The sequence below is a fragment of the Arthrobacter pasteuri genome (assembly GCF_054510955.1).
In genome coordinates, this window is sequence record NZ_JBTNDO010000004.1 from 189,420 (window position 1) to 200,716 (window position 11,297).

Genomic DNA, 11,297 nt, shown 5'->3' on the forward strand with positions numbered 1-11,297 from the left:
AAACGTGACGCGGCACGAGTGGCGGCTACGGAATCGTCGGGTCTCTTACTTGATTCTCCTACGTAGCACCCCTGCGCACTACTCGTTTTTGGGTACGCCGTACTTGGCGGGGGCGAAGTCCCTGCGGGTATTCCGCTCGCTCACGCGCCCCCGCCATCCGCGTAGCGGAGGTCGAGTGTTGACCGGAGCCGGATCAGGCGTTGCCGTCGAACAGGCTCGTCACTGATCCGTCATCGAACACTTCGCGGATCGCCCGGGCGATCAGCGGTGCGATCGAAAGGACCGTGAGCTGCGGGAAGCGCTTTTCGGATGGTATCGGCAGAGTGTTCGTCACCACAACTTCACGGGCACCAGACTCCGCCAGGCGCCGGGACGCGGGTTCCGAGAAGACTGCGTGCGTCGCGGCGATGATGACATCCTTGGCGCCGGCGTTCTTCAGCACCTGCACGGCACCGGAGATCGTTCCGCCCGTGTCGATCATGTCGTCGATCAGCACGCAGGTGCGCCCCTCAATCTGCCCGACGACCTGCTTGGACACCGCCTGGTTGGGAACCGTGAGGTCGCGGCTCTTGTGCACGAAGGCCAGGGGCGCGCCACCGAGGCGCTCAGCCCACTGTTCGGCCACCCGTACGCGCCCTGTGTCGGGGGACACGACCGTGACGTTGTCCGCATCGACCCGGGTGCGGATGTAGTCCGCGAGCAGCGGGATCGCCATGAGGTGGTCCACGGGCCCGTCGAAGAAACCCTGGATCTGCGACGTGTGGAGGTCCACCGACATCAGGCGGTTGGCGCCTGCAGTCTTGTAGAGGTCCGCGACGAGGCGGGCCGAGATCGGCTCGCGGCCGCGGCCCTTCTTGTCCTGGCGCGCGTAGGGGTAGAACGGCGAGACCACCGTGATGCGCTTCGCCGACGCCCTCTTCAGGGAGTCGACCATGATGAGCTGCTCCATGAGCCAGTTGTTCAGGGGGGCCGGGTGCGCCTGGATGACGAACACATCGGTGCCGCGGACGCTCTCGCCGGACCGCACGTAGATCTCCCCGTTCGCGAAGTCGTACGCCGACACCGGAAGGAGCTCGGTGCCGAGCCAGGAGGCGATCTCCTCGGCGAGTTCGGGATGCGCGCGCCCTGAGGCGAGCACCAGTTTCTTTTCGCCGTGCGCCGTGATCTCGCTCATGACTGACCGCTTTCCTGTGGTTCCTGGAGGTGTGCTGGAGAGGTTTCCGGTGCGCTTGCGGCCGCTGCCTCCGCTGATGCGGTGCCCGGCCGCTTCGCGGCGGTCCACCCGTCGACGTTGCGCTGCGGAGCGACGCTGAGGCCGAGCGCCCCTGCGGGGAGGTCCTTGCGTATGACAGCCCCGGCGCCCGTGTACGCGCCGTCACCGACGGAGACCGGGGCGACGAAGACGGTGTTGGAGCTCGTCCTGACGTGGGACCCGATGACCGTGCGGTGCTTGTTCACGCCGTCGTAGTTGGCGGTGATGTTCCCACAGCCGATGTTGGTGTATTCGCCGATCTCGGCGTCGCCCGCGTACCCAAGGTGCGACAGCTTGGAGCCGCGCCCGATGGTCACGTTCTTCGTCTCGTAGAACGCTCCGATCTTCCCGTCCTCTCCCAGGACGGTTCCGGGACGCAGGTAGGTGAAGGGGCCGACACTCGCACCGGCCCCGATGCGCGCACCGCTTCCGTGCGTGCGGACCACATGGGCGCCTTCGCCGACGACGACGTCCGTCAGCGTGGTGTCAGGACCGACGACGGCATCGCGGGCGATGACGGTGGCGCCGTGCAGCTGGGTCCCGGGCAGCACGGTGACGTCCTCGTCGAGTTCGACTGAGGCGTCGATCCACGTAGTGCCAGGGTCGAAGACGGTGACGCCGGCGCGCATCCAGCGCTCGAGGATCCTGCGGTTGAGTTCGGCACCGAGGTGGGCGAGTTGCACCCGGTCATTGGCGCCCTCGACCTGCCAGCGGTCCTGCACCAGGAGACCGGCGACGCGTCCGCCATCGGCGCGGGCGATCCCGAGAACGTCCGTGAGGTAGAGCTCGCCCTGGGCGTTGCTGGCATCGATCCGGCCCAGTGCGGCGCGCAGGACCGCCGCGTCGAAGGCGTAGATCCCGGAGTTGACCTCGCGGATGGCCCGCTGGCCCTCATCGGCATCCTTGTGCTCGACGATGCCGACGACGGTGCCGTCCCCCGCCCGGACGACGCGTCCGTACCCCGTTGCGTCGTCGAGCTCGGCGGTGAGGACGGTCACGGCATTGCCGGCCCGGGTGTGGGCTTCGACCAGGCTCCTCAACGTGGACGTCTCGAGCAGGGGGACGTCCCCGTAGGTGACGACGACCGTACCCTCGAGGGTCCCCCTCGTCGCGTCGAGCGCCTCGAGCGCCACCTGGACGGCCCGGCCGGTACCGGGGATCTCGTCCTGGTCGACGAGCACCGCCTCGGGATCGATCGCGGCGACGTGGCCCGCGACCAGTTCGCGTTCATGGCGGACGACGACGGCGAGCTCGCGGGGAGCGATGCCCCTCGCTGCCGCGAGTGCGTGTCCGACCATCGAGCGTCCACCGAGTGTGTGGAGGATCTTGGGGGTACGGGACTTCATCCGCGTGCCGGCACCAGCTGCGAGGACGATGACCGCCGCCGGATGGATGTGCTGGGACGTCATCGTGGTCTCTTCGCTCTGGGGGCTCACGAAGCGGGCACTCCTACCTGTGGTCTCGTGGCCGGCGCCGCGTCCCAAAGGGACCACGTCACCGGGGCTTGCGCCGTTCCGCCCATAGGATTCGAACCTATACTCCACAGCTCCAAAGGCTGGGGTGCTGCCGTTACACCAGGGCGGACCATGCGGCAGCAGCCCCTCCGGTGAGGAGCACCTGCGCACGGTTATCCAGTTTGCCACGGAGTTTCGGTGGCAGCGACTTTCCCGAGCCGGCCATCGACCGACCAGCTAGCATGTTGCTGTCCTTGTTCGACTATCCCGGGGAAGATCTGTGGCTGTTACGCCCGTGCGCAATGCGCAAGAACCACCTGCAGCTCCACGCCGGAACGGTGACGGACGGGCGGACGCTCCCTCCGCGGGCAGCGTGTGCCCTTTCTGTGGCCACTCCTCCCCCGGGGTGGCCCCGGGGCTCGTGGACCGGGTACTGGACCGGATCTTCCGCGGGCGTGATGCCGTCATCTGCCCCGTCCCGCAGCAGCAGCATGGGCTCGGCGCTCCGAAGCCGTGCTCGTGCGCGCACCCTTTCCACAGGCCGTGACCCCGAATCAGGGATGACCGCGGCTGGTCCATTGAAGCCCGTCGGCAGCGGAGGCTACATTACGAGCATGCGTCCTACCCGGCCAGAGATGTCCAACGCCGTTCCGCCTCCCATCGTCAGGGAGCAAAGGCCTCCCCCGTTGCTCCGCGTCGCGCGCGGATCGTGGCTGTTGGGTGTGGTTGCAGGGGTCGTCTCGCTCGTCTTCGCGTTCCTGGACCGCGAAGCGCATCTCGACGATCTGCGGGAGACCGCGGGCACGCTCGACAGCCAGGTGGATGCTGCCCAGGTGGACGAGGTGGTCTCGATCGCCCTGTGGGGGACGATGGGCGCATTCGCGCTCGTCCTGCTGGTTGGAGCACTGCTGGTCGGGCCATTGCTCCGGGGCCGGGCTTGGGCACGGTGGTCGCTCCTCGGAACGGTGATCCTCAACGCGGGTGCCGTGCTGCTGGTGCTGGCGTTCCTCGGGAACGGCTCCCCCGGGTTCCAACCGGTCCCGCACCTTGCCATGGCCCAGCTACTGCTCGCCGTCGTGGCCCTCGTCCTGTCCCTGCTTCCGCCCGCTGCGCGCTGGTTCAGGGAACGGCGTCCCAAGCGCTGACGGCCGGGCTACCGGATGCGGCGTCAGCCCGCGCCCGCTCGTTGACGCGGTGTCAGCTCGCCGCTCTGTGCCGACCCCGTGCCGGCTCGGCGCCCTGCTGTACCGAGCCCGCCAGCACCACCAGTTCCTCGCAGGAGCGGAGCACGACCTGGCAGGCCTCCAGCGCCCCCCGATCGGTCAACGGGTTCTCCGCCAGCACCCGCCAGCGGTGAAGCGTCCCGAGCGAGGCCGACCGGACGTCCTCGGCGTCGGCCCCCGAGCTCAGAGCGAGACGCTCCAGAGCACCGGTGCCGGAACCTCCGACCAGCCGCTCTGCCTCGTCCGTCACCCGCGCCGGCAGCGGGACGCCGCCCGAGCGCAGGGCGGACAGCAGCCTCAGTTCATTGATCTCGTGGGCATTGGTCTTGACCCTCTCGACGCCGGCCAGCAGCCCGGCCCCGGACTCCCGCGGGTTGCTGCGGACCAGCGCCTCGAGTCCGGTCAGCGCGGTCCGGACCCGCAGGGCGGTGGCCCGTGCGCCGAATTGCCGCGTGACCAGGGTCATCAGGTGGTCGAGCCCGCTCCGCCGGGCGAGTTCGTGCGCCAGCGCCGTCGGATTGCTGGTGCCGCCGCGGACCAGCGCCGGTCCCAGCCGGAGGCCGAACATGCCGAAGCGGTCGAGGAGCCGCGCTGCGTCCTCCGGAGGGATGCCGATGGCGGTGCTTCCGCCGACGAAGCGGTCAGCGGACAGCAGCATGCGGTCGCGCTCCGCCTTTCCCAGCGCAGCGAGGGCGACGAACGATTCGTATTCCACCTGCCGTAGGGTCCGGGCACTCTGCGCGAGCAGACCCGCCATGGGGAGCACATCGAGCACCAGCGACTTCAGTGACGGATCGGTGCGGTACCGATCAGCGATACGCGAGGCGGAGATCAGGGAGTCCAGGCGTCCCGACCCGACCTCATCGGCCCGGGACAGGACCGCGAGCGCATTGACCGTCCCCGAGGAGGCGGCACTGGTATCACGGAAGGCCTCGAGGAACTTCAGGTCCGAGCCGTGGAGGTGCCGCATCAGGTAGATCACGGCATCCGCCTCGGACGGTGCGTCCTGCGGGGTGAGGAACCGCGTGCTGCGGTCCGATACCTCGGCGGAGAGGGAGGCGATGCCGGGGGTGTCGATCAGGGTCATGTGGCGGAGGTTCTCGGCCGGCCACTCGACGACGAGCCGGTCCACGTCGTCGGCCCGCTGCCCGCCGAGGTCGAACACGAGCCGGCCGTCGACCCTCTTGAGTGGGAGCACCCGTGGGTCTCCCTCCACCGGGTACGCAGTGATGCGGGGCGTCGCTGCATGGCGGTACCAGGTGACGATGCGGGTGCACTCCCCCGTGTCGGTCGGAGCTATCTCCTCACCGATGATCGCGTTGAGGAGCGTGGACTTGCCGGCCTTGACCATGCCCGCGACGGCGACCCGCAGCGGCTCCCGCAATCGTCGTGCGTAGCCCTCGAGCTCCGTGCGCAACGCCGGGTCGTCGTCGTACACCTGCACCGCCTCCAGGATGAGGGCTTCGACGGCGCCGCTGTCCCTCATGCTCCCGCGCCCACGTCCGCGGATGCCTGCGGAGCCGGCGCGGCGTCGGGGAGGAGCCGCTTCGCCTCCGCATGCAGCTGGTCGATCCGGGCGAGTTGGGCCTTCAGGGCGGTGACCCGCTCGTCGCGTTCCTGGCGGAAGGTCGAGGCGGACCGCTGGGCGGCAGTCACCGAGTCCGCGAGCGACCGGTGGTGCTCCTCGGCGATGTCCCCGAAGTGGTCGCGGATCTCACGCTGGACGAGGCGCAGCCGGTCCTTCAGCTGCTTGCCCACCTGGAAGACGACGTCGTCCATCTGCCGCCGGACGAGGGTCTTCGCCTCCGCCTGGCGGCGCTTGAGCCGGGCATCCTTGTCTTCGCGGTAGGCCTTGCGCCCCAGCAGCAGGCCGGCCCCGACCGAGAGCGGGTTGATGAGTGACATGCCGATGATGCCGGTGAGCAGCCCGAACATCAGCACTCCGCCGTAGCTTCCGCGCATGCCGATGAGCACCTTCCCGGCAGCACTGACGCGTCCGGGATCGAGGTACGGCACCTCCTCGACGGGTGCGAGGACGCCGTCGGTACTGGACACCTCCAGGAGCGGCAGGGGCACCTCGTCGAGCGCGAACAGCTCCGCCACCTGCTCGGCGAGCCAGCGTGAGCGCTCGTTCGTCCACACGAACGTATCCGACACCGCGGAGGCGACCCTCTGCTCGAGCCATTCCGCGAACTGGTCCCAGACGGGCCCGGGGTCCCCGTCGTCGATGGCGGCCTCGGCCTCCCGCTGGATCGAGCGGAGCCGGTCGCGGAGATCGTGCTCCATGTCGGAGATCAGGTCGGAGGCGCCGTCGTTGAGCGTGGTCTGCCAGCGTGAGGAACGCTTCCGTTGCTGGTCCGCCTTGGCCTTGGCCTCCTCCAGCTGGGCCAGCAGGACGGGTACTCCCTCGGGGTGCTGGAGCGCCTGGAGTTCGGACTTCACCGACAGGCGCAGGTGCTCGGTCGTGGACAGCAGGTCCTGCGCGACGGAATTCCTGCGCAGGGCCTGTGCCCTGCCGACGACGTCGTTCCTGAGGTAGGCGACGAGTTCCGGGAAACCCGACTCGCGGTTCAGCTCGGCGTCCTTCGTCTGCGACGCGACCAGGCGGAGGTCCGACGACACGGGGAGCAGCTGGACGGTTCCGACGCCGGCCTGCGCGAGGTGGGCCCTGTCCAGGTCGGCGACGGTCCTCCATTGCGGGTAGAGGTCGATCTTGGACAGGACGCAGCCCACGTTGGGGACGATCCGCTGCGCCTGCCTGAGGAAGCGCAGCTCCGGCTCGGTGTACTCCTGCGAGGCATCCGACACGAGGAGCATGGCATCGGCCGTGGGCAGTGCGGTGAGGGTGGTCAGCGCGTGGGCGGACTCGAGGCCGCCCACGCCCGGCGAATCGATGACCGACAGTCCGTCGGCCAGCACCCGCCGGGGAAGCCGGACCTCCGCCGAAGCGAGCCCCTGCCGGTTCGACGGGTTGCCCCGCTCGGACACGAAGCCGGCGATGTCCTCGAGCGCGACAGGCCGGCGCTCGAACGCTGCAGCGTCCTGCTCCGGGCCGCCCTCCCGGGGTACCAGGACGGCGGCACTTGCCGGGTCACCGAAGCTCACGACCGTCGGGACGGAGGTCGCGATGTCGTCGTCGACGGGACAGACCGGGGCATTCACGAGGGCATTGATCAGCTTGCTCTTGCCTTGCTTGAACTCCCCCACCACGATGACGCGGATGTCGGGATTCGCCAGTCGGGCGAGCGTTTGATCCAGCCTCTGGCGGAGGTCCGCCCGGTCACCGGTCGCGACCAGCCCGAGGCCGGTGTTCACGAGCGTGATGAGGTCGTCCATGCAAAGCTCCCCGTTCGTCATCGAATGAGACCACAGGCAAGCCCAACGGAGGATGCCCCCGTTGGGCTTGCCTGATTCGTACTGGAGTTAGAAGTTATTGTCTTCCACGTTGAGATCGGTGTCGACCTCCACGTCCAGCTCGTTGTCGACGAAGACCGCAGAATCGTCGATCGAGGTGTACGCATTCTCCGAGTTGTCGTTGAACGCGTCCTCGATCGCCACATCGGTGTTGATCGAGTTGTCCGAGTAGTCGGTGACGACCTCTGTTTCGTTGAACGCGTCCTCGATGGCGACATCGGTGTTGACCGAGTTGTCCGAGTTGTCGTTGAACGCGTCCTCGATGGCCACATCGGTGGAGTTGTCGTTGAACGAGTCCTCGATCTCGACCTCGAGGTCGGCGTCCACGGAGTTGTCGGTGACAGTCGTGGTCTCCGAGTTGTCCGTGTTGAACGAGTCCTCCACAACGACGTCCGTGTCGATCGAGTTGTCGGTATTGTCCGTGACGACCGAGTTGTCGGAGTTATCGGAGTTGTCCGAGTTGTCCGAGTTGTCGGTGTTCAGGGAGTCCTCGATGTCCACATCGATGTCTGCGTCGATATCCGTGTCGACCGAGTTGTCGACCGAGTTGTCGGAATTGTCGGAATTGTCCGAGTTGTCCGAGTTGTCCGAGTTGTCGTTGTAGGAGTCCTCGTTGTAGGAGTCCGAGACGGAGTTGTCGGAATTGTCCGAGTTGTCGGAGTTGTCGGAGTTGTCGTTGTAGGAGTCGGTGGTGTTCCCGATGGCGACGCTTGCCGAGCCACCAGCGCTGACATTGGTCGAGTTGTCCTGCGAGTGGTCGTCGGAGTTGTCCACGGAGTTGTCGACCCTGGCGTCGCCGTCCGCAGCGACCGCACCGTTGCCCGAGGCGATGAAGGCATCGTTGTCGAACATCTGGCTGACGTCACCATTGGCCCAGATGTTCTGGTTCACGGACTGGTCGGTGATGGTGTCACGGTCATCGACGGAGGAGGTGTACGAGTAGTTGTTGACCACGTGCATGATCTGCTGGACCGCGTTCCCGTGGTCATTGTCGTCCCCGCCCGTGGCAGGCGTCCCAGGCGTTCCCGGCGTCCCAGGCGTCCCCGGCGTCCCCGGCGTTCCGCCCGTGGAAGGCGCTCCCGGCGCCGGCGTGACGACCCCGCCGCCTGTGCCGGGTGTCACAGGTACCGGCGCAACGACACCCGGGGTCACGTCGCCCGAAGAGTTGCCGCCCGTGTTGTAGTCGCGGTCGAACGAGCTGCCGTTCCCGCCGCCGAAGCTGACCGGAGCGTAGTCCATGACCACCGGCATGACCGCGTCGACGTCGTCCATGCAGACATCGCCGAGGCCCGCGGCAGCAAGGACTGCCTCCGGGTCGCTGATGAATTCGCTGGCCGCTTCCTGGTCGTTGAAGAGGTTCATGAGGAAATCGAGGAGGTCTGAAGCGAGAGTAGTCATGCGATGTTCCTTCGGTGTGTGGATGCGCCGGCGGCTCTGCCTGGCTTGTTCTCAAAGTAGGAGCGGTGGTGGCACCACGGCATCGGTAGTTCCACCCCTAACCGCGCTCGCCCATTAGGGGTTTCGGCCGCTTCCGTTAGGGGTCCTGACGGGAGCACCCCCGGGCGTCGCACTGCCGCCGGCAGCCGGATCCAGTGAAAGGCGAAGCCGCGCCAGCAACTCTGAGCGCGACCCAGCGCCGAGGCGTCGCCGGATTCGCGCGACGTGGTGCTCCACTGTCCTGGGAGAGATGAAAATCTCCTCACTGATCTCCCGGTACGTCCGCCCCCGGAGGACCAACTGCGCGATCTCGCGTTCCCGTCCGCTGAGGGCCGGCCCTCCGGGCGGCCGCGCGTCGTCCCTGGAAGCGGCACGTACGCCGGCCGCTACGGCGGCCCGCGCCACGGTGGCCCCGTGCTCGTCCGGGGTTTCACGCCGGGGGCCGGCCGGCTCCGGTACCCGCTCACGAGCGGGGCGCAGGTCGCGGGCGCAGGAGAGCAGCCGCGTCATGTCCTTGCGGTCCTCCGCCCGCGCTGACGCGTGTCCTGCCAGCCGCGCTCCTTCCCAGCCGAAACCTGCGGCTCCGAGGCCCACCGCTGCAGCCTCGACCGCGTCGACAGTGAACCGTCCGGCCAGGACCGAGACCCAGGCCTTGCCCGCGACCGCGAAGGTGGCCGCCAGTGGGTAGGTCCTCGCCTGGCGTACGAGCGCAGCGGCGTGCGGAGCCAGATAGTCCGGCCGCTCGAGCAGGAGGCCGGCCTGGACCGCCGACCACTGCATGGGCACGGACCAGAGAGGAGGATTCCCGAGTTTCGAGAGCAGCAGCCAGGCCTCTTCGAGGTGTGGCTTGAGCCCCTCGAGATCACGGAGCCGGGCCGCCGCTACGACGAGTTCGGTGAGCGGCAGGATGGTCAGCAGGTCCACGGACACGTGCAGCAATGCCTCACGGGCCCCTTGCCAGGCCTGCACCAGTGCGGCGGCGTCCCCTGCCCGTCTGGCCAGTCCCACCTGGAGTGCCTGCAGCAGCAACTCGTCGCGGGGAATGGGCTTCTGCTCGTGCACCCCTGCCTCGACGATGAACGTCCGCGCCAGGGCCGGCTGGTCGAGGAGCATGGCCGCCCAGCCGCCCAGGAGGCACAGACGCGTTCGCGCAACGCGGCCCCCTTGGCCACTGGCCAGGGCCGCCTGGATCACGGAGAGCGCAGTCTGCGCGCTGCCGCCCAGGAGCGCGACGGTCGCAGCGAAGCCGGCAGGCATGTCGGGAGCCGGCACGGCCGTCCGAGTCGCGTTCACGGTGTCGGAGGCGCGGATGAGGATAGGCAGGGCGCCGTAGGGTTCGGGGCTGAGGGAGAGCAGGGCCCCCTCGGCCAGGAGCATGTGCCCGACGTCGTGGAGCGAGGGGGACGGCGCGGGTGCTCCGCCCTCGACCAGCGACTGCGCTCCCGCGGCATCACCCGCGGCCAGGAGCGCCACCGCGCCGAGCGGATCGGTCCCCGGCGGGTGCAGGCCTGCAGCCCAGCGTTGCACGTCCGCCGCACGGGACATCATGCCCCGGTGTGCCCAGAGCGCGCAGGACACCCGTACAGCCCGGGCGAAATCCGGGAGCATCGGCCCGGCATCAGGGGACTGACGCCCGAAGTAGGTGTCCAGGATCCGAGAGGCGGCATCGAGGTCGCCGATGCCCAGCGCCGCTTCGGCCCGGCGCGGTGCCGTGCACAGGTCATCCGCACCGGCGCCGACCGCAAGTTCGAGCAGTTCCAGGGCACCGCCGGGATCAGAGCCGAGGAGCGCGGTTCCCTTCTCGTCGAGCACGCGCGCGAGGCGCTCGTCGACGAGACCATCCGCGGCGAGCTTGCGCGCCAGTGTGCCCAGTGGCAGTGATTCGGCACAGTACGCATCGACGAGGGCACGCTGCAGCCGTCGCACCTGGTGCACGTCGGCATCCCTCAGGACGGCAGCCCTCAGCTCCGGGGACGGCCGTCCGTCGGTGTGCAGGGCTCCGGCGCTTCTCGCGCGGTCCACCAGGTGGCCGGGTGGCACGCCCTCACTGTGCAGCAGCGGAGGGACGAGGCCGGGTATCGAGAACCCGACGCACAGGGCGAGGACGACCTCGTAGGTCGCGGCATCCAGGTCGAGGTGAGGGGTGTCCTGTGCCGGGCGCACGTCTGTTCCGGGATAGTTGCTGACCATGATCAGGACTCCGGGGCGGCGTAGGACGCGGAACCCTCGCCTGTGGGCGTCGGATCCGGTGGCGGGAGCTCCCCCGGCGTCGGCGCAGGGGCAGGTTCGATACTGCTCGGCTGGGGATCCGGCGAGGGAGGTTGCGTCGTGGCGCTTGCCGTCGGGTCAGGCGCAGCCGGCGTGGTGGGTTCAACGACGGGAGGATCCGTCACGGGCGGTTCCGTGACGGGAGGATCCGTCACGGGAGGATCCGTCACGGGAGGATCCGTCACGGGAGGATCCGTCACGGGAGGATCCGTCACGGGAGGATCCGTCACGGGAGGATCCGTCACGGGA

The 11,297-nt window shown here is 68.5% G+C and carries 7 protein-coding genes, 1 tRNA gene and 1 pseudogene; 1 reads left to right on the forward strand and 8 read right to left on the reverse strand.

Annotated elements, in window-relative coordinates; translation table 11 throughout:
• Window positions 1-193: 193 nt before the first annotated feature.
• From ACX80H_RS15385 to ACX80H_RS15395, 3 genes are all read right to left on the reverse strand, one after another.
• Window positions 194-1,174, reverse strand: coding sequence for a ribose-phosphate diphosphokinase (locus ACX80H_RS15385; protein ID WP_459314272.1), 981 nt, complete (start codon window positions 1,172-1,174; stop codon window positions 194-196).
• Window positions 1,171-2,661 carry a bifunctional UDP-N-acetylglucosamine diphosphorylase/glucosamine-1-phosphate N-acetyltransferase GlmU gene (gene glmU, locus ACX80H_RS15390; RefSeq protein ID WP_459314290.1) on the reverse strand — a complete coding sequence of 497 codons (1,491 nt, stop codon included), beginning with the start codon at window positions 2,659-2,661 and terminating at the stop codon, window positions 1,171-1,173. Before glmU ends, ACX80H_RS15385 begins: the two co-directional genes overlap by 4 nt.
• A 103-nt stretch (window positions 2,662-2,764) precedes the next feature.
• Window positions 2,765-2,836: transfer RNA gene (locus tag ACX80H_RS15395), tRNA-Gln, on the reverse strand.
• Between the two features lie 556 nt (window positions 2,837-3,392).
• On the opposite strand from ACX80H_RS15395, the gene ACX80H_RS15400 reads away from it, so the two are divergent.
• Window positions 3,393-3,851 carry a hypothetical protein gene (locus tag ACX80H_RS15400; RefSeq protein ID WP_459314273.1) on the forward strand — a complete coding sequence of 153 codons (459 nt, stop codon included), beginning with the start codon at window positions 3,393-3,395 and terminating at the stop codon, window positions 3,849-3,851.
• Window positions 3,852-3,903: 52 nt separating this feature from the next.
• Here the strand turns inward: ACX80H_RS15400 and ACX80H_RS15405 are convergent, their stop codons facing one another.
• The 5 genes and pseudogenes from ACX80H_RS15405 to ACX80H_RS15425 form a co-directional block, all read right to left on the reverse strand.
• Entirely contained in the window at window positions 3,904-5,415 is a 1,512-nt protein-coding gene (locus tag ACX80H_RS15405) for a dynamin family protein (RefSeq protein ID WP_459314274.1), read from the reverse strand.
• Window positions 5,412-7,265, reverse strand: a complete 1,854-nt coding sequence (locus tag ACX80H_RS15410; protein WP_459314275.1) for a dynamin family protein — start codon at window positions 7,263-7,265, stop codon at window positions 5,412-5,414. The genes ACX80H_RS15405 and ACX80H_RS15410 overlap by 4 nt, the downstream gene beginning before the upstream one ends.
• An 87-nt stretch (window positions 7,266-7,352) precedes the next feature.
• The gene (locus ACX80H_RS15415) at window positions 7,353-8,741 is read right to left on the reverse strand and encodes an IniB N-terminal domain-containing protein (RefSeq protein WP_459314276.1); all 1,389 of its coding nucleotides are present in this window, start codon (window positions 8,739-8,741) and stop codon (window positions 7,353-7,355) included.
• Between the two features lie 114 nt (window positions 8,742-8,855).
• Window positions 8,856-10,970: a helix-turn-helix transcriptional regulator gene (locus ACX80H_RS15420; RefSeq protein ID WP_459314277.1), complete on the reverse strand. Its 2,115-nt coding sequence runs from the start codon at window positions 10,968-10,970 to the stop codon at window positions 8,856-8,858.
• Between the two features lie 2 nt (window positions 10,971-10,972).
• Window positions 10,973-11,297: pseudogene (locus ACX80H_RS15425) on the reverse strand (Hsp70 family protein); the annotation flags it as partial.

Bases quoted from the DNA above. Each gene is read 5' to 3' on its own strand.
- ACX80H_RS15420 (WP_459314277.1), bottom strand. From the start codon at position 10,970: ATGGTCAGCAACTATCCCGGAACAGACGTGCGCCCGGCACAGGACACC.
- glmU (WP_459314290.1), bottom strand. From the start codon at position 2,661: ATGACGTCCCAGCACATCCATCCGGCGGCGGTCATCGTCCTCGCAGCT.
- ACX80H_RS15415 (WP_459314276.1), bottom strand. From the start codon at position 8,741: ATGACTACTCTCGCTTCAGACCTCCTCGATTTCCTCATGAACCTCTTC.
- ACX80H_RS15410 (WP_459314275.1), bottom strand. From the start codon at position 7,265: ATGGACGACCTCATCACGCTCGTGAACACCGGCCTCGGGCTGGTCGCG.
- ACX80H_RS15405 (WP_459314274.1), bottom strand. From the start codon at position 5,415: ATGAGGGACAGCGGCGCCGTCGAAGCCCTCATCCTGGAGGCGGTGCAG.
- ACX80H_RS15385 (WP_459314272.1), bottom strand. From the start codon at position 1,174: ATGAGCGAGATCACGGCGCACGGCGAAAAGAAACTGGTGCTCGCCTCA.